The organism is Actinophytocola algeriensis, assembly GCF_014203735.1.
In the GTDB taxonomy this organism is placed as follows: Bacteria; Actinomycetota; Actinomycetes; order Mycobacteriales; family Pseudonocardiaceae; genus Actinophytocola; species Actinophytocola algeriensis.
The window spans coordinates 673,243-689,885 of record NZ_JACHJQ010000002.1; the positions used below are offsets into that span (position 1 = coordinate 673,243).

Sequence of the window (16,643 nt, forward strand, 5' to 3'; positions counted from 1 at the left end):
CGTGTCGGCCACCCGAGACTCTGGAGGTTGTCCCCGTGCGGCGTCCCCTGCTCCTCCTGCTGGCCGTCCTGGGCCTCGTCGCGGGCGCGGTGCCCGCGACCGCCACCGCCGCGCACCACGAGCGGGTCCGCCCGCTCGCACAGGCCCACGCGCACAACGACTACGAGCACGACCGGCCACTGTTCGACGCGCTCGGCGAGGGCTTTACCAGCGTCGAGGCCGACATCTACCTCGTGGACGGCGAGCTGCTCGTCGCCCACGACCCGGAGGACCTGGACCCGGCGAGGACGTTGACCTCGCTGTACCTGGAACCGCTGCGGGAGCGGGTGCTCGACAACCGCGGCGGCGTCTACCGCGGTTTCCGGGACTTCCAGCTGCTGATCGACATCAAGACCGAGGGCGAGTCGACCTACGCCGCCCTCGACGCGCTGCTGCGCGAGCCGCGCTACGCGTTCCTGTGGACCACGTACCGGTACGGCCACGTCCGGACCCGTGCGGTCACCGCGGTGGTGTCCGGCAACCGGCCCCGCGCCACGATGGCGGCACAGCGCACCCGCGTCGCGTTCTATGACGGTCGTATCGCCAACCAGTCGGACCTCGGTCCCGGCTCCGACGCGCGCCTGACGCCGCTGGTGTCGGACAACTGGACGAACCTGTTCTCGTGGACCGGTGCGGGTCCGATGCCCGCCGACGAGAAGGCCGAGCTGCGCGAGATCGTGCGGACCGCGCACCGCGCGGGTCAGCGGGTCCGGTTCTGGGCCACCCCGGACGTGGCGGGCCCGGCGCGGGACGCGGTCTGGCGGGAGCTGGTGGCCGCGGACGTCGACCACATCAATACGGATGACTTGAAGGGGCTTGCGGACTTCCTGCGCGACGATCGGTGAGGAAGGCCCGCTCGGCGTCGTTGTCCGCGAGCGCGATCGCGTCCTCGTACGCGGCGTCCGCGGCACGGCCGAGGCGGCGCAGCAGGTCGGCCTTCACCGCGGGCAGGTAGCGGTACCCGGCGAGCCTGCCGTCCTGGTCGAGGGTCTCCACTTCGGCCAGGGCGGCCGAGGGCCCGTCAACCTCGGCGACCGCGACCGCCCGGTTGAGCGCCACCACGGGTGACGGCCACACCCGCAGCAGTTCGTCGTACAGGACCAGGATCTGCGGCCAGTCGGTGTCGGCGTAGGACGGTGCGGTCGCGTGCAGTGCCGCGATGGCGGCCTGTACCGCGAACCGCCCCGGCCGTCCGCCCCGCAACGCGCTGACCACCAGCGCGTCCGCCTCCGCGATCGCCTCCCGGTCCCACCGCGCACGGTCCTGTTCGGACAGGCGGAGCAGGCGTCCGTGCTCGTCGACGCGGGTCGCGCGGCGGGCGTGGTTGGCGAGCAGCAACGCGAGCAGGCCCCGCACCTCGCGTTCGTCGGGCATCAGCGCGCGCAGCATGCGGGTCAGTCGTATCGCGTGCCGCGCGAGGTCGTCCCTGGTCAGCGACGGGCCCGCGGGCGCGGTGTGGCCGGTGGTGAACAGCAGGTGCAGCACGGTCAGCACCGCGTCGAGGCGGTCCGGCAGCTCACTCGCGGCGGGGATCCGGAACGGGATGCCCGCCGCGACGATCTTCTTCTTCGCGCGGGTGATCCTGGCCGCCATCGTGGCCTCGGGGACGAGGAACGCCGCCGCCACGTCCGGTGTCGCCACCCCGCACGCGAGCCGCAGCGTCAGCGCGACCTGCGACTCGACCGCGAGTGCGGGGTGGCAGCACAGGAACACCAGCCGCAGCGAGTCGTCCGGTGCCGGTTCGGCGACTGGCTCGACGAGCAGGTGCAGCTTCGACCGCAGTGTCCGCGCCCGGCGGAGCGCGTCGAGCGCGTTGTGCCGGGCGGCGGTGGTGAGCCAGGCACCCGGGCGCGCGGGCACGCCGTCCCGTGCCCACTCGTGCAGCGCGGCGGCGTACGTGTCCTGCACGCACTCCTCCGCCAGGTCGAGGTCCCTGGTGACGCGCACCGTCGCGGCGAGCACGGCGGTCCACTCGCGACGGTGCGCGTCAGCCAGCGCGGCCCGGATGTCGGTCATGTGTATCGCTTCACTGCATGAGTGGCCGCACCTCGACCGCGCCGTCCATGATCGGCAGCAGCCTGCCGACGGCGAGGGCCTGCTCGAGGCCGGCCGCCTCGATCACGAAGAACCCGGCGATGACCTCCTTGGTCTCCAGGAACGGGCCGTCGGTGACCATCCCTCCCTTGTGGATGGTGCGAGCGGCCGCGGCGGGCTCGCACCCGTGCTCGTGCACGACCCGCACCCCCATCGCGGCGATCTTCTCCCCCGCCGCGATGTTCGCCGCCATCACGTCCGGCGGTATGTCGGCCACCCCGCCGGGCAGCTCCTTCTCGTAGATCAGGATCGCGTACTGCGGCATCGTCCTCACCAGTTCCCGGTTTCCGGCCCCATGGCACCGTATTCAAGCTTGCCGTCCCGCACGTACGTACCGGCGACGACACCACCGCCGAAGCCAGTGACGTCGGTCAGCCGGAGCCTGCCGGGTGCCGTGCCGTCGCCGAACAGCCGGGTGCCGGAGCCGATCAGCACCGGGAAGGTGAACACGACGAACTCGTCGACGAGGTCGTGCGCGAGCAGTGTCTGGAGCAGGCCCGGGCTGCCGTGCACCTGGATCTCGTCGCCGTCCGCGCGCTTCAGCTCGCGCACGGCCTCCTGGACGTCTCCGGTCAGCAGCGTCGAGTTGGTCCACGTCACCGTGTCGAGGGTGCGGGAGGCCACGTACTTCGGCATGGCGTTCAGCTTCGCGCCCACCGGGTCGTCGGCCTCGGCGAGCGGCCAGGTGGCGGCGAAGGTCTCATAGGTGCGGCGGCCGAGCAGCAGCGCGCCGCCCCGCCGGGTCAGCGCCGTGATCACGTCGAGCGTGTCCTGGTCGAAGTGCGGCACGGCCCAGCCGCCGTGTTCGAACCCCTGCGTGCGGTCCTCGTCGGGACCGCCCGGGCCCTGCATCACGCCGTCCAGGGACACGAACGACATCGCCGTCAGCTTCCGCATGTCTTCTCCTCCTCCGGGTGCCGGGCTGGCACCCACACCTGCCCGGCGAACGGGCGGCGGAGAAATCGACAGCTATGCGCCTGCGGCCCTGCGGGCGCGGAACGCGGCCGCCTTGACCCGGTTCTGGCAGGTCGTCGAGCAGAACCGGCGGGTGCCGTTGCGCGAGACGTCGATGTAGACCCGGTCGCACGCCGGCGCGTTGCAGAGCCCGAGCCGGTCGACGGCCGCGTTGCCGAGCACGATCGCGAGCGCGGTCGCCATGGACGCCGCCCAGCTCACCGCCCACGTCGCCTCGACGCTGTGGAAGTGCAGGTGCCACGGCTCGCCGTCGTGCCGCGCCAGCGTCGGGATCGCGTTCGCCTCCCGCATGATCGCGTTCAGGTCGGTGCAGGCGGTGTCCATGTCGCCGCCGTCGACCTTCGCCACCACCTGCCGCAGGCGGACCGCCCAGGCGGCCAGCTCCGCCGCGTCCGACGCCCTTGGCAGGTCAGCTGTACGGGCCGGCGGCAGCGCGTCCCGCACCGCCGCCGTGAGCGCCTCCCCCTCCGGTGCCGGGAACGGGCGGCCGTGCCGCTCGCCGGGGGTCACGTTGTTGACCACCGCGACCGCCCACTCGACCACGTCGCTCGTGTGACTGTCGAATTCCACTTGACCAGTTACTTCCGTTCGAGTTAGCGTCACTGTCGTCAAGCTTAACGCCAGTTACGGAGGATCAGATGCAGCAGACGACCGCGACCCGGTGGCTCGAGCGGTGGGACGCGCAGCAGGAACGCTACGTCCCGGACCGCGAGGAGCGCTTCCGCGTGGTCATCGACGTCGTCAGGACCGCGGCAGGCGACGGGCCCGCCGCGGTGGTGGACCTCGGCTGCGGGCCCGGGTCGCTGTCCCAGCGGCTCGCCGAGGCGCTGCCGGACGTCCAGGTGGTCGGTGTCGACGCCGACCCGCTCCTGCTCGGTCTCGGCCGGGCGAACACGAACCCGCGGGTCCGGCTGATCGAGGCGAATCTCGCCAACGCCGGCTGGCCCGACGCGACCGGTCTGCCGGGGCCGTGGGACGCGGCGGTGTCCAGCACGGCACTGCACTGGCTGTCGCCGGAGGACCTGGGTCAGCTGTACCGGATCCTCGCGCGGAACCTGCGGCCCGGTGGCGTGTTCGTCAACGCCGACAACATGGGTGTCGGCCAGCCCGCGCTGGACGGCATCGCCGACGCGGTCCGCACCGCCCGCACTCGCCGGGTGGGCACGCAGGACAACGAGGAGTGGGCCGCGTGGTGGCAGGCGCTGCGCACCGACGACGAGCTGGCGCCGCTGGTCGACGCCCGGTCCAACGCCGCGATCGCGCACAGCGGCGAGAACGGGCTCACCGTGTGGCAGCACGCGGACCTGCTGCGGCAGGCCGGTTTCGCCGAGGCAGGCCCGGTGTGGCAGTTCGGCGACGACCATGTCCTGGTGGCGGTGCGCTGATCAGAGCGCGGGCGACCGGCCTTCGTACGGGGTCGAGAGCACGACCGTGGTCCGGGTGGACACCTTCGCCGCCTCGCGGATCTGCCGCAGCAGGTCCTCGAGCGCGGCCGGGGAGGCCACCCGGACCAGCAGGATGTACGACTCGTCGCCCGCCACCGAGTAGCACGCCTCGATCTCGCGGATGTGCTCCAGCCGGTGCGGGTAGTCGTCCGGCGCGGCGGGGTCGATCGGGGTCAGCGAGATGAACGCGGTCAGCGACAGGCCGATGACCTCGCCGTTGAGCTGCGCGTGGTACCCGCGGATCACCCCGCGCTGCTCGAGCCGCCGCACCCGCTGGTGCACGGCGGACACGGACAGCCCGACCCGCTCCGCCAGGTCCGTGAAGCTGCACCGGCCGTCGTCGGCCAGCTCACGCGCGATCGCCTGGTCGATCGGCTCCAGCTCGGACGCGGTCATCGGGTCGGCAGCGACACGAGGTCGTGCGGCCGGGTGTTGAGCGGCTCGACGCCGTCCTCGGTGACCACCACGATGTCCTCGATCCGCGCGCCCCACCGGCCCCGCTGGTAGATGCCCGGTTCGACGGAGAACGCCATGCCCGGCTCGAGCCGCAGGTCGTTGCCGCCCACGATGTACGGGTGCTCGTGCACGTCGAGGCCGATGCCGTGGCCGGTGCGGTGGATGAAGAACTCGCCGAACCCGGCCGAGGCGATCACGTCACGGGCGGCCGCGTCGACGTCCTGGGCGGGAACGCCGGGACGGACCGCGTCGACGGCCGCCTGCTGTGCCTCCTGGAGCACCGCGTAGGTCTTCAGTACATCCGTATCGCGTGGCTCGCCCATGATGTACGTGCGGGTGCTGTCCGAGCAGTACCCCTCGGGCACCGGACCGCCGATGTCGATCACCACGACGTCACCGTCCTGGACGACGCGGTCGGACAGGCTGTGGTGCGGGCTCGCGCCGTTCGGGCCGGAGGCGACGATCACGAACTCGGCGACCGCGTGGCCCTCCTCGACGATCGCGGCGGCGATGTCCGCGCCCACCTCGGATTCGGTACGGCCGACTCGCAGGAACTCGCCCATGCGGGCGTGCACGCGGTCGATCGCGGCGCCCGCGGCCCGCAGCGCGGCGATCTCCTCGGCGTCCTTGCGCATCCGCAGCTCGCGCACGATCGGCCCGGCCAGCACCTGTTCGGTGTCCGGCAGCGCGGCACGCAGCCCGAGCACGTGCATCGCGACCATCACGTCGCCGACCGCGACCTTCGCCGCCGTGCCGACGCGGGACGCGACCAGCGCGTACGGGTCCTCGCCGTCGACCCAGGTCGCGACGTCGATCCCCAGGTCGCCGAGCGGCACCGGGTCGTAGCCGGGTGCCTCGAGCTTCGGCACCACGAGCGTCGGCGACCCGTCGGAAGGCACCACGAGGCAGGTCAGGCGCTCGAACGAGCTGCCGCCCGCGCCGAGGAGGTACCGCAGGTCCGAGCCGGGCGCCATGAGCAGGGCAGCCACCCCGGCGCTCGCGGCAGCGGCGGCGGCGCGGTCGAGCCGCTTCGACAGTGCCGAGGGGTTGATCGCGGAGACGGTGGTCGACATGACGGAAAGCCTAGTGCCCCGTCCGCGTGGGGTGGGTCGGCCATCCGTGGATCCAGGTGGACGCTGACAAGGCGCCGGAAAGCCGCTCGTACTGGATGTACTTGGGCTTTCGGCAACGCCGCCAGCGGCCGCCTGGGCCGCGGAGAGCCGTGCCCACCCCGCGTGGACGGGGCACTGGCCCGCAGCCTGTGTCAGCCGTACCGACACGCGGATCAGGCGGATCTCAGCCCCGTGTCAACTCGGTGAGCCGCGCGATCGGCGCCTGCGCGAGCGCGGGCCCACGCCACAGCGCGAGCGCGGCGGCGGTGGTCGCGGGGTCGGTGCCACCCTGCGCGACGAGCCGCTCGAACCGGTGCACGTCGACGTCGTCGGGGTCGAGCGCGAGCAGGTAGCCGGTGGGCCGGGACTCGACGGTGCGCCCGGTGCGGCGCAGCCGGGAAACCGTGCCTGCAGGGCGTTGGCGGCCTCGGCGGGTGGTTCGTCGCCCCAGACGCCGTCGACGAGCCGGCTGGTGGGAACGACGCGCCCGGCGTCGAGGGCGAGGATGATCAGGAGCGTGCGCAGGCGGGGACCGGCGCCGGAGATCCGTCGTCGGCCCGCACGCCGAGGGGACCGAGCATCGCGACACGCACTCGGGTGGTTCTGCCCCTTGGCGTGGACGTGGGAGGCTGACCCCGTGACTGGCCCACTCGTACTGCTGGACTCGGCAAGCCTGTACTTCCGGTCCTTCTACGCGCTACCCGACTCGTTGACCGCGCCGGACGGCACGGTGGTGAACGCCGTGAAGGGGTTCACGGACACCATCGCGAGGATCCTGAACGACCGCAAGCCGTCGCGGCTGGTGGCGTGCATGGACGCCGACTGGCGCCCGGCGTTCCGGGTCAACGCCCTGCCGACGTACAAGACCCACCGCGTGGCCGACCCGGCGAACAACGTCGAGGAGATCCCGGACATTCTGACGCCCCAGGTCCCGATCATCCTGGAGGTCCTGGACGCCTTCGGGTTCGCCGTGGCCGAGGCGGAGGGGTACGAGGCCGACGACGTGATCGGCACCCTGGCCCACCGCGAGTCGAAGGACCCGGTCGAGGTGATCACGGGCGACCGCGACCTGTTCCAGGTGGTCCGCCACGAGCCGACCCCGGCCAGCGTCGTGTATGTGGGCCGAGGCTGGGCAAAAGCCGAGGTCATCGGCCCCCGCGAGCTGGCGGCGAAGTACGACCTGCCGTCGGAGAACACCGGCATCGCGTACGCGGACATGGCCCTGCTGCGCGGCGACCCGTCGGACGGGCTGCCGGGCGTGGCGGGCATCGGCGAGAAGACGGCGGCAAGGCTGATGGTCAAGTACGGGTCGCTCGAAGGGCTGCTGGCGGCAGCGGCGGCCGACCCGTCGGACGTGGCCCTGCGCGTCCGCTCGGCGTTGACGGACGCGGCGGACTACGTCGCGGCGGCGCCGCTGGTGGTGCGGGTGGCGCTGGACGCGGAGGTCGTGCAGGACCGGGATGACCGGGTGCCTGCTGAGGCGCGGGATCTCGACCGGGTGCGGGAGCTGCAGGAGACGTGGGACCTGGGCGCTTCTATCGACCGGCTGCTGGCGGCACTACCGGGCTGACGCCCGCGAAGCGGGAGAGATCGGGCCCGTCGTCAGCGGGCCCGCACGCGCCCAGGAGGGCGACGACGAACAGTGCGACGAGCACGCGTGTGACCACACGCCCACGCTACCTCGGTGAGGGGCGTGGCCTCCGGCCCCCGTTTCCCACGCTACCGGAGCCCACCGACACAACCGGCGGCCGAGGCTGGTGGCTGTGGACAACCCCGCTACGGGACCTGCGCCTGTGGACAAGTGGCGCCAGGCGGCCCGGAAATGTCGGTGCCCCATGGCAAGCTGGTAACCGGGGGCCGGAGGCCACGCACCCCCAGCGGCTCGTCGCCTGCCGCGGGAGCCTGGCCGCCTCAGCCAGTGTGGGCGGCCCCGCACTTCAGTCGACCCGAACGCTTCAGCGCGGGCCGCCGCTCCCGCCAGGCAGCCCCTCGACCGGCTGTGGACAACCGAACCCGGCCGCGCCGGAAAAGTCGGTGGCGGATGGAAGACTCGAACCGGGGGCCGGAGGCCAGCGCCAGCATCACCAGCACCGCGGCCACCGGCTGACCCAGCAGCCTCCCCAAGGCGCGCCTGGCCTTCGCAGGCGCCGTCGTGTCGCGGTGTAGCTGCAGGGCGTGGTTCAGCCCCAGCATCACCCCCGACACCTCGAACACCAACTGCTCCGCGTCCGTGCCGGCGGGCAGGTCGCCGTCCGCGGTCGCGGTGCGGATCTGGCGGTACAGGTCGCGGTCCCACACCGACGTCAGGCCCGCGATGGTGTCGCGCACGCGGCCCGGCCGGTCGTCGAACTCCGACGCCGCGGCTGTGAAGAAGCAGCCACCGGGAAACACGCGGCGTTCCAGGTACGACACCCACGCCTCGCACATCGCCGTCAGCTTGCGTAGGCCAGGGGGCGCCGCACGGGCAGGATCGGCCACCTCGCGGGCGAAGATGTCCGCCGCCGCGTCGATCACCGCCAGCTGCAGTTCTTCCTTGGTGCCGAAATGTCCCAATACGCCTGACTTGCTCAGGTTCAGCTCCGCCGCCAGACGGCCGATCGTCAAGCCCTCCAGGCCCTCCGCCGACGCCAGGCGCACCCCGCACGCCAGTATCTCCACCCTCGTCTGGCGGGCCTCGGCAACTGACCGTCGCGGACTCATGGACGACACAGTAGCATTTGGCGACCGAACGTTCGGACGCTAAAAGGAGCACTTGTGCCGGGATCCCGCATCGTCGCCATGGGCCACCACCAACCCGACCACGTCGTCACCAACGACGACCTCGCTCGCACCATCGACACCAGCGACGAGTGGATCCGCAGGCGGACCGGCATCGTGACGCGGCGGATCGCGCGCGAGGAAACAGTCACCGATCTCGCTGCCGCCGCCGCGGGCAAGGCGCTCGCGGCGGCCGGCGTGGATCCCGCGGACGTCGGGCTCGTGCAGGTCGCCACCTGTTCGGCGATCGACCGCTGCCCCAGCATCGCCGCGCAGGTCGCGGGGCGGCTCGGCATCCCCGCCGCCGCGGCCTTCGACGTGAACAACGCGTGCGCCGGCTTCTGCACCGTCCTCGCCACCGCCGACCACGCCATCCGCGCGGGTGCCGCCCGGCACGCGCTGGTGATCGGCGCGGAGAAGATGAGCGACATCACCGACTGGACCGACCGGTCGACCTGCGTGCTGCTCGGCGACGGCGCGGGCGCGGCGGTGCTGTCCGCGGACGCCACAGAGCACGTCGGGCCCGTCGTCTGGGGCTCGGATCCCGCACAGGGCAACGCGGTCCGCATCCTCGGCGACTGGCACCCGTCGTTCGCACAGGACGGACAGACCGTTTTCCGTTGGGCCACAACGACTCTGGCACCACTGGCGCGCCAGGCCTGCGAGCGGGCGGGGATCGCGCCGCGGGACCTCGGCGCCATCGTCACCCACCAGGCGAACCTGCGGATCATCGAGGCGATCGCAGCACAGCTCGACGTGCCGGACGTGCTGGTGGCCACGGACGTCGTCGAGTCCGGCAACACCTCCGCCGCGTCGATCCCGATCGCGTTGTCGAAACTGTTGACGCGCAACGAGATCCAGCCGGGCACGAGGGCACTGCTGTTCGGGTTCGGCGGCGGCCTGTCGTGGGCGGGACAGGTCGTGACATGCCCCTGATCCGGGTCGAAGGCCGGGAACACCTGCCGCGCACCGGCGCGGTCATCATCGCCAGCAACCACCTGTCGTTCGTCGACAGCGTCGTCATCCGGCTCGCCGCGCCGCGCCGCGTCATGTTCCTCGCCAAGGACGAGTACTTCGTCAAAACGGGGCTGCGCGGGCGGATCATGCGGTGGTTCTTCACCGCCGCCGGCTCGGTGCCCGTCAGCCGCGGCAGCCACCGCGCGGCGCAGGCGGCGCTCGACACCGCACGCGAGGTGCTCGCGGGCGGCAACGCGTTCGGCATCTACCCGGAGGGCACGCGGTCACTGGACGGCAAGCTGTACCGCGGCCGCACCGGCGTCGCGTGGCTCGCGCTCGCCGCCGGCGCACCCGTGGTGCCGGTGGCACTCGAAGGCACCGAACGCCTGCAGCCGGTCGGCAAACGGCTGCCCCGCCCGCACCGCGTGACGGTCCGGTTCGGGCCGCCGCTCACGTTCACCGGCGACCCGAAGTCGCCGCGTGCCCGGCGCGCGGTCACCGATGAGGTCATGCTGGCGATCGCCGGACTGTCCGGACAGGAGCGCGCCGACCGCTTCGCCGCGTAAGACACGTGAAACGCTGAGACGGCTGAACCGCCTAGAAGAGCGACCCGTTCCACGCCGGCCTGCCGACCGCGAACAGCCGGTCGGCGGCCGGCAACGCGGCCGGGTCGGCGACGGTGATCCGGCCGATGTCCGCGAGCACAGTGGACCGCCACGCGCCGAGATAGATCATGGCGAGCACCTCCACGTCCATGGTGAGCGCCGGCGCGCCCGTCGTCCGCTCCATCCCCTGTGGACTGACGCGGTACCGGCCGGAGTTGCCAGGCAGCAACGGATCCACGACCTCGATGACCACCGGCTCGGCGATGCCGTAGGTGCGGGCGGCGAGCGCGGCGGGCACGTCCACGATGCGCAGCCACAGCTCCGCCTCGCTCTCGTCGCGGACCGCGTAGGCGTCCTCGAGCATCGCCTCGATCGGGTCGTCCATCGGCCGGACGTACGCCACCACCTCGTCGATCAGGTCGATGCCGACGAGGTAGCCCCACAGGGCGTTGGCGACGTGCTGGTCGGCGGCCTGGAAGTCGAGGACGTAGAGGTTGCCCCGGGCGCGGATGTCGCGGGACTCCGGTTCCGCGGGCTTGTAGGCGACCCAGCCGTCGATGTCGCCGGACGGCGAGTAGTGCGCGGCGACGAGCAGGTGGTCGGTCTTGAGCCGGCGCGTGTAACTGAGCACCCACCACTCGTCGCTGCGTCCCATCAGCCCGGTGCGCGTGGGCAGCAGCGCCGGATACGCGGCCCGGAGCGCGGGGAGCACCTCGTCGCCGTCGAGCAGCCGGACGGTGCCGGTCACCGGCACCTCAGCACGCAACCGCGCGCGCTTCGACCGGACCCGGATGTCGCGGGTGACGGTGCCGACGCCGTACCCGAAACGGCCGTAGATCACCGGTTCCGACGCGTGCAGCATGGAGAACGCGTCACCGCGCGCGGCCATGTCCTCGAGCTGGGCACGCATCATCCCGGTGAGCGCACCGCGGCGGCGGTAGTCGCTGCGCACGCCGACGTAGGTGACACCGGCCGCGGGCAGGATCGCCCCGCCGGGCACGGTGAGGCTGGCCGGGAACGAGGTCGCGGTGCCGACCTGGCGTTCCCCGTCGAAGGCGCCGAAGGTCCGGTCGGCGACGTAGGCGTCGCGCATGACGTCCCACAGCTCGTCCGACGCCGGCTTGGCGTGCAGCGCGGTGAGGAACAGGTCGTGGGCACCACGCAGCCGGTCCTCCGCCACGGAGCGGAACATGAGCCCGGTGGGCAGCAGAGTCTGAGTCACCGCCCGATGATGCACACCGGACGCCAGGAACGCGACCGATTACTTCGGTTCGCTGACCTGGATGCCGCCGTTCTCGTTGAGGACGCTCACCTCGACCGTGCGTTCCTCGCCCGCGACGACGACGGTGCAGTCGAACGTGGCGCCCTTCTCGAAGCTCAGCGACGGGGTCGGCGGGCAGTCGACGCTGCCGACGTCGGTCAGCTGGTACTCCTCCCGCAGCACCTTCGCGATGCCGTCCGCGCCCTCCAGCGCGCCCTCGGAGAGGCTCTCCAGCGTCGGGACGTCCGGCACGTCGGGCACGTCGACCTCGGGCAGTTCGGAGCAACCGGCCAGGGCGAGGACAGGGACCACGGCAAGGGCGAGGCGAAAGCGCACGAAGTTCCTCATCTGAAGTGTGATGTCGGATTTGTCCCTTCCAGTGTACGGAAAAGCCCCGGGTGGGTGACAGCAACCTGCCACCGCCCCGGGGCTTCCGAAGTTCTTACTCCGGCAGAGAAACCTGGTACTCGGCGTTCTCCTCGTTGGTGATCGTGATGGTGACCTTGACCTCCTTGGGGTCGTCACCGCCGATCTTCACCGTGCAGTCGAACTTGTTGCCCTGCTTGACCTCCTGGTCAGCGGGGCAGGAAACCGACTCGACGTTCTCGACCTTGTACTCGTCGACGAGCACCTTCTTGACGCCGTCGTCGCCCTGCAGCGCGGCCTGGTCCAGCACCTTGGTGTTCAGGAAGCCCGGGGTCACCAGGCCGAGCACCAGGAACGCCGCGGCGGCCAGCACGACGACCACCATGGTGATCCAGATCCAGGCACCGCCGCCCTTCTTCTGCGGCTGTTGCTGCTGGTACGGGTGCTGGTAGGGGTTCGGGAACTCGCCCGACGGCGGCTGCTGGCCGTACTGGGGCTGCTGCCCGTACTGCGGCTGGCCGTACTGCTGCGTCGGCTGGGGCTGCTGCGGCGGCTGGCCGTAACCCCCGTACGGCTGCTGCTGACCAGGCTGCTGGGGGTAACCACCCTGCGCAGGCATCCCACCGGACGGTGTGCCGGGTGTGGGACCACCGCCGTAGGGTTGCTGTCCCCACTGCTGCTGCGGGTCGTTCCCACCGGGCGGCCCGTAAGGGCTGGTCATTGTTCGCCTCCGCGAAATCGAGGTCGTGCCAGGGCGCGATCAAACCATAGCGGGAGGTGGGCAGGGCGTGTGGTCCGCCACGCGAAATCGAACCCCGGTGGACCAGTCCAGGGCCGATGGTTCACGCGCGGGCTTCGCTCAGACGGTGCCCAGGGCGACCACGCCGCGCCGCATCGCCTTCACGGCCTCCTTCGCCGCCGCGCCGACGGGTGCGTCCGAGCCGACCACGTCCCGCAACTGCTCCAGCAGGTCGATGACCTGGCGGCACCACCGCACGAAGTCGCCCGCCGAGAACTCGCTGCCCGCCGACTCCGCCGCGGTCATCACGCGTTCGAGGGTCTCGCCGCGCGCCCAGCGGAACACGGTCCACGCGAAACCCGCGTCGGGCTGGCGGGTGCGTTCCAGCTTGTGCCGCCGCTCATCGGCCTCCAGCGACGCCCAGAGCCGCGCGGTCTCGGCCAGCGCGTCGGTGACCAGGCCGACGGGCACGCGTGCCTCGCTCGGCCCGTCGCGGCGCGCCTCGTACACCAGCGACGACACGACAGCGGCCAGCTCCGGTGGCGGCAGCCGGTCCCACACGCCGTGCCGCAGGCACTCCGCGGCCAGCAGGTCCGACTCGCTGTACAGCCGCGCGAGGCGCCTGCCGTCGTCGGTGACCGTGTCGGCGCCGTCGGCGCTGCCCGCCAGGTAGCCGCGTTCGACCAGCAGTCTGCGGATGCGGTCGAACGCGCGCGCCAGCGAGTGGGTCTGTGTGGCCACTTTCTGTTCCAGCGCTTGTGTTTCCGCCTTGAGCCGCCGGTGCCGCTCTGCCCACCGCGCGTGTGCCTCGCGGTCGCTGCAGCCGTGGCACGGGTGGTTTCGCAGCGCCCTGCGCAGGGCCGCGATCTCACCGTCCTCGTCGGCGCCGCCGCCGCTGCGCCTGCCCCTGCCCGGCGCCTCGATGCCGGTGTTGCGCAGCGTGGACGCGAGGTCCCGGCGCGAACGCGGTGAGCGGAGGTCGACCTGCTTCGGCAGCTTCACGCGGCCGAGCGCCTCGACCGGCGTCGGGAAGTCGGCCACGGACAGCCTGCCCGCCCAGCGGTCCTCGGTGACCACGAGCGGGCGCGCGTCACCCGTCGGGTCCAGCCCGGGGTCGACGACGATCGCGAGCCCCGCGCGGCGCCCGGACGGCACCGCGATCACGTCACCCTTGCGCAGCGACTCCAGCGACCGGGCCGCCTCCGCGCGACGGGCCGCGGAGTTCTTGCGGGACAACGCCTTCTCGCGTTCGTTCAGCTTCGCGCGCAGTTCCGCGTACTCGGTGAAGTCGCCGAGGTGGCAGGTCATGGACTCCTGGTAGCCCGCGAGCGCCTCGCGGTTGCGCTCGATCCGCCGCGCCAGCCCGACGACGCCGCGGTCGGCCTGGAACTGCGCGAACGACTGCTCCAGCATCTCGCGGGCCGCCGTGGCGCCCAGGCGGTCGACCAGGTTCACCGCCATGTTGTAGGCGGGCCGGAACGACGACCGGAGCGGGTAGGTGCGGGTGGAGGCGAGCCCACCGACCTGGCGCGGGTCCACCCCGGGCTGCCAGATGACGACCGCGTGCCCCTCCACGTCGATGCCCCGGCGACCCGCACGGCCGGTGAGCTGCGTGTACTCCCCCGGCGTCAGGTCGACGTGGGCCTCGCCGTTGTACTTGACGAGCCGTTCCAGCACGACCGTGCGCGCAGGCATGTTGATGCCGAGCGCCAGCGTCTCGGTCGCGAACACCACCTTCACGAGGCCGCGGACGAACAGTTCCTCGACGGTCTCCTTGAACGCGGGCAGCAGCCCGGCGTGGTGGCTCGCGAAGCCGCGCTCGAGTGCCTCGCGCCACTCCCAGAACCCGAGGACGCGCAGGTCGGCGTCGTTGAGGTCCTTGGTGCGGGCGTCGACGATCCGCCGGATCTCCGCGACCTCGGTCTCGGTGTTCATGCGGAGGCCGGACCGTGCGCACTGGGAGACGGCGGCCTCGCAGCCGATCCGGCTGAACACGAACACGATCGCGGGCAGCAGCCCGGCCGCGTCGAGGCGGGTGATCACGTCGACGCGCGACGGCGGCCGGAAGCGCGGGCCCCGGGGGGCACCGGAGCGCCTGCCGTTGCGGCCTGACCTCGGGCCCCAGGTGTCCTGGCTGCGGCTCTCGTTCTCCGTACGGCGCAGCAGTTCGGGGTTGATGCGCGGCTCGCCGTCCGGGCCCTCGCCGGTGAACAGGTCGAGCATGCGGTTGTTGACCTGCATGTGCTGCCACAGCGGCACGGGCCGGTGCTCGTCGACCACGACGGTCGTATCGCCGCGGACCTCGACGAGCCAGTCGCCGAACTCCTCGGCGTTGCTGACGGTGGCGGAGAGGCTGATCAGCCGCACCGACTCGGGCAGGTGCAGGATGACCTCCTCCCACACGGCGCCGCGGAAGCGGTCGGCGAGGTAGTGCACCTCGTCCATGACCACGTAGCCGAGCCCGTCGAGCGTCGGGGAGCCCGCGTACAGCATGTTGCGGAGCACCTCGGTGGTCATCACGACGATCGGCGCGTTGCCGTTGACCGAGGTGTCGCCGGTGAGGAGCCCGACGGACTTGGCGCCGTAGCGTTGGACGAGGTCGGTGTACTTCTGGTTCGACAGCGCCTTGATGGGTGTCGTGTAGAAGCACTTCTGGCCCTGCTCGAGCGCGAGGTGCACGGCGAACTCGCCGACCACGGTCTTGCCCGCGCCGGTCGGCGCGCACACGAGCACGCCGTGCCCGTCCTCGAGCGCGGCGCACGCCTGGACCTGGAACGGGTCGAGCGTGAACGACAGCACCGAGGTGAACTCGGTCAGCTTCGGGTGGCTCGCACGCCTGCGGGCGGCCGTGTAGGACTCGGCGGGCGAGTGCTCGGGCGAAGACCCGGATGCGGGAGAAGGGCTGGCAGCCACGTGTCCAAGGTTGTCACACGAGTCGTGGGTCACGCGGTCCGGCCGACCACCTTCAGCGCGTTCGGGACGCAGGTCACCTCGACGGGCAGGGGTCCGATGCGCTCGCCGTCGGCGTAGGCGACCCAGCCGTTGGCCTCGCCGATGCGGATCTTCGTGGTCCGCGACGTGGTGACCATGGGGTGGTGGACGTGTTTGCCGGTGCGCAGGCCGGGGAGCATCTTCACCAGGTCGAACCGGCTGGCCGCGCGGACGAGCGTCACGTCGAACAACCCGTCGGCGGGGTCGGCGTCCGGGCAGATGGGGATGCCGCCGCCGTAGAACGGGATGTTGCCGATCGCGATCTGGGTGGCGTCCAGCTCGGTCCGGTCGCCGTCCGCTTCCACGGTGAGCCGCCCGGCACGCAGCTTCGCCAGTTCGGCGAGGATCGCTAGGTCGTAGCGGCGGGGTCCGGACGGCCAGCGCATCCGGTTGGCGCGTTCGTTGACCGCGGAGTCGAACCCGGCGCACAGGACGCCGGCGAACCAGGGCCCGCCGTCGACCCGGCCGAGGTCGATGGTGGTCTGCTCGCCGTCCTTGATGGCCCTGACCAGGTGGTCCGTCGCCTTCAGCGGGTCCTCGGGCACGCCGGCGAGGGTGCGCGCGAGGTCGTTGCCGGTGCCTGCCGGGACGACCGCCAGCGCGACGCCGGTGTCGGCGCAGAACTGGACGCCCTGGTGGGCGGACCCGTCGCCGCCGACCACGACCACCAGGTCGAGGCCGGCGTCGCGGGCCTTGTGCATGAGACGGCGTGAGTCCTCGACCGTGTTCGCCTCGACCGTGACGAGGTCGTCGACCGCGGTCCGCAGCCGGTCGGCGACGGTGCCCGCGATGCGCCCCGCCCGGCCGAGCCCGGACGCGGGATGCACGACCATGGCGGCGCGCATG

General features: G+C 72.0%; 18 protein-coding genes. 5 read left to right on the forward strand and 13 right to left on the reverse strand.

The annotated features are described in order from the left end of the window. The first annotated feature begins 35 nt into the window (after window positions 1–35). Entirely contained in the window at window positions 36–884 is an 849-nt protein-coding gene (locus FHR82_RS09280; protein WP_184809861.1) for a phosphatidylinositol-specific phospholipase C/glycerophosphodiester phosphodiesterase family protein, read from the forward strand. Here the strand turns inward: FHR82_RS09280 and FHR82_RS09285 are convergent. From FHR82_RS09285 to FHR82_RS47290, 4 genes are all read right to left on the reverse strand, one after another. Further along, window positions 832–2,055 (reverse strand): RNA polymerase sigma factor, encoded by a 1,224-nt coding sequence (locus FHR82_RS09285; protein ID WP_184809862.1) that lies wholly within the window; start codon window positions 2,053–2,055, stop codon window positions 832–834. The two genes, FHR82_RS09280 and FHR82_RS09285, sit on opposite strands and share 53 nt — an antisense overlap. Window positions 2,056–2,065: 10 nt before the next feature. Continuing rightward, window positions 2,066–2,398 (reverse strand): YciI family protein, encoded by a 333-nt coding sequence (locus FHR82_RS09290; protein ID WP_184809863.1) that lies wholly within the window; start codon window positions 2,396–2,398, stop codon window positions 2,066–2,068. 5 nt (window positions 2,399–2,403) lie between these two features. Further along, window positions 2,404–3,030 (reverse strand): dihydrofolate reductase family protein, encoded by a 627-nt coding sequence (locus FHR82_RS09295; RefSeq protein ID WP_184809864.1) that lies wholly within the window; start codon window positions 3,028–3,030, stop codon window positions 2,404–2,406. 72 nt (window positions 3,031–3,102) lie between these two features. Next, window positions 3,103–3,678, reverse strand: coding sequence for a CGNR zinc finger domain-containing protein (locus FHR82_RS47290; protein ID WP_184809865.1), 576 nt, complete (start codon window positions 3,676–3,678; stop codon window positions 3,103–3,105). Window positions 3,679–3,746: 68 nt separating this feature from the next. Here FHR82_RS47290 and FHR82_RS09305 point away from each other — a divergent pair, with 68 nt between their 5' ends. Next, window positions 3,747–4,493 carry a class I SAM-dependent methyltransferase gene (locus FHR82_RS09305; RefSeq protein WP_184809866.1) on the forward strand — a complete coding sequence of 249 codons (747 nt, stop codon included), beginning with the start codon at window positions 3,747–3,749 and terminating at the stop codon, window positions 4,491–4,493. Here the strand turns inward: FHR82_RS09305 and FHR82_RS09310 are convergent, their stop codons facing one another. From FHR82_RS09310 to FHR82_RS45825, 3 genes are all read right to left on the reverse strand, one after another. Next, the gene (locus FHR82_RS09310; RefSeq protein ID WP_184809867.1) at window positions 4,494–4,949 is read right to left on the reverse strand and encodes an Lrp/AsnC family transcriptional regulator; all 456 of its coding nucleotides are present in this window, start codon (window positions 4,947–4,949) and stop codon (window positions 4,494–4,496) included. Continuing rightward, window positions 4,946–6,082 (reverse strand): M24 family metallopeptidase, encoded by a 1,137-nt coding sequence (locus FHR82_RS09315; RefSeq protein ID WP_184809868.1) that lies wholly within the window; start codon window positions 6,080–6,082, stop codon window positions 4,946–4,948. Before FHR82_RS09315 ends, FHR82_RS09310 begins: the two co-directional genes overlap by 4 nt. Window positions 6,083–6,305: 223 nt before the next feature. Further along, a complete protein-coding gene (locus FHR82_RS45825; protein WP_260418016.1) occupies window positions 6,306–6,440 on the reverse strand; it encodes a hypothetical protein in 135 nt (44 codons plus the stop codon). A gap of 318 nt (window positions 6,441–6,758) precedes the next feature. On the opposite strand from FHR82_RS45825, the gene FHR82_RS09320 reads away from it, so the two are divergent. Further along, window positions 6,759–7,691, forward strand: a complete 933-nt coding sequence (locus FHR82_RS09320) for a 5'-3' exonuclease (protein ID WP_184809869.1) — start codon at window positions 6,759–6,761, stop codon at window positions 7,689–7,691. Window positions 7,692–8,032: 341 nt separating this feature from the next. On the opposite strand, the gene FHR82_RS09325 is transcribed toward FHR82_RS09320, so the two are convergent. Further along, window positions 8,033–8,821: a TetR/AcrR family transcriptional regulator gene (locus tag FHR82_RS09325; RefSeq protein WP_184809870.1), complete on the reverse strand. Its 789-nt coding sequence runs from the start codon at window positions 8,819–8,821 to the stop codon at window positions 8,033–8,035. 54 nt (window positions 8,822–8,875) lie between these two features. On the opposite strand from FHR82_RS09325, the gene FHR82_RS09330 reads away from it, so the two are divergent. Together FHR82_RS09330 and FHR82_RS09335 are read left to right on the forward strand one after the other, a co-directional pair. Further along, window positions 8,876–9,814: a beta-ketoacyl-ACP synthase III gene (locus tag FHR82_RS09330; protein WP_184809871.1), complete on the forward strand. Its 939-nt coding sequence runs from the start codon at window positions 8,876–8,878 to the stop codon at window positions 9,812–9,814. Then, a complete protein-coding gene (locus FHR82_RS09335) occupies window positions 9,805–10,401 on the forward strand; it encodes a lysophospholipid acyltransferase family protein (RefSeq protein ID WP_184809872.1) in 597 nt (198 codons plus the stop codon). The genes FHR82_RS09330 and FHR82_RS09335 overlap by 10 nt, the downstream gene beginning before the upstream one ends. A gap of 31 nt (window positions 10,402–10,432) precedes the next feature. Here the strand turns inward: FHR82_RS09335 and FHR82_RS09340 are convergent, their stop codons facing one another. The 5 genes from FHR82_RS09340 to FHR82_RS09360 form a co-directional block, all read right to left on the reverse strand. Next, on the reverse strand, window positions 10,433–11,662 hold the full coding sequence (locus FHR82_RS09340) for a GNAT family N-acetyltransferase (RefSeq protein ID WP_311770981.1): 1,230 nt from the start codon (window positions 11,660–11,662) through the stop codon (window positions 10,433–10,435). Between the two features lie 39 nt (window positions 11,663–11,701). After that, window positions 11,702–12,049 (reverse strand): DUF4333 domain-containing protein, encoded by a 348-nt coding sequence (locus FHR82_RS09345; RefSeq protein ID WP_184809873.1) that lies wholly within the window; start codon window positions 12,047–12,049, stop codon window positions 11,702–11,704. Between the two features lie 94 nt (window positions 12,050–12,143). Continuing rightward, on the reverse strand, window positions 12,144–12,788 hold the full coding sequence (locus FHR82_RS09350) for a DUF4333 domain-containing protein (protein WP_184809874.1): 645 nt from the start codon (window positions 12,786–12,788) through the stop codon (window positions 12,144–12,146). 138 nt (window positions 12,789–12,926) lie between these two features. Further along, entirely contained in the window at window positions 12,927–15,719 is a 2,793-nt protein-coding gene (locus tag FHR82_RS09355; RefSeq protein ID WP_184809875.1) for a DEAD/DEAH box helicase, read from the reverse strand. Window positions 15,720–15,748: 29 nt separating this feature from the next. Further along, complete coding sequence (locus FHR82_RS09360; protein WP_184809876.1) at window positions 15,749–16,642, reverse strand: diacylglycerol/lipid kinase family protein; 894 nt, start codon at window positions 16,640–16,642, stop codon at window positions 15,749–15,751. Window position 16,643: the final 1 nt, after the last annotated feature.

Coding starts and splice junctions, on each gene's coding strand:
- FHR82_RS09285 (WP_184809862.1), bottom strand. CDS start 2,055: ATGACCGACATCCGGGCCGCGCTGGCTGACGCGCACCGTCGCGAGTGG.
- FHR82_RS09290 (WP_184809863.1), bottom strand. CDS start 2,398: ATGCCGCAGTACGCGATCCTGATCTACGAGAAGGAGCTGCCCGGCGGG.
- FHR82_RS09295 (WP_184809864.1), bottom strand. CDS start 3,030: ATGCGGAAGCTGACGGCGATGTCGTTCGTGTCCCTGGACGGCGTGATG.
- FHR82_RS09305 (WP_184809866.1), top strand. CDS start 3,747: ATGCAGCAGACGACCGCGACCCGGTGGCTCGAGCGGTGGGACGCGCAG.
- FHR82_RS09310 (WP_184809867.1), bottom strand. CDS start 4,949: ATGACCGCGTCCGAGCTGGAGCCGATCGACCAGGCGATCGCGCGTGAG.
- FHR82_RS09315 (WP_184809868.1), bottom strand. CDS start 6,082: ATGTCGACCACCGTCTCCGCGATCAACCCCTCGGCACTGTCGAAGCGG.
- FHR82_RS09325 (WP_184809870.1), bottom strand. CDS start 8,821: ATGAGTCCGCGACGGTCAGTTGCCGAGGCCCGCCAGACGAGGGTGGAG.
- FHR82_RS09335 (WP_184809872.1), top strand. CDS start 9,805: ATGCCCCTGATCCGGGTCGAAGGCCGGGAACACCTGCCGCGCACCGGC.
- FHR82_RS09345 (WP_184809873.1), bottom strand. CDS start 12,049: ATGAGGAACTTCGTGCGCTTTCGCCTCGCCCTTGCCGTGGTCCCTGTC.
- FHR82_RS09350 (WP_184809874.1), bottom strand. CDS start 12,788: ATGACCAGCCCTTACGGGCCGCCCGGTGGGAACGACCCGCAGCAGCAG.
- FHR82_RS09360 (WP_184809876.1), bottom strand. CDS start 16,642: ATGCGCGCCGCCATGGTCGTGCATCCCGCGTCCGGGCTCGGCCGGGCG.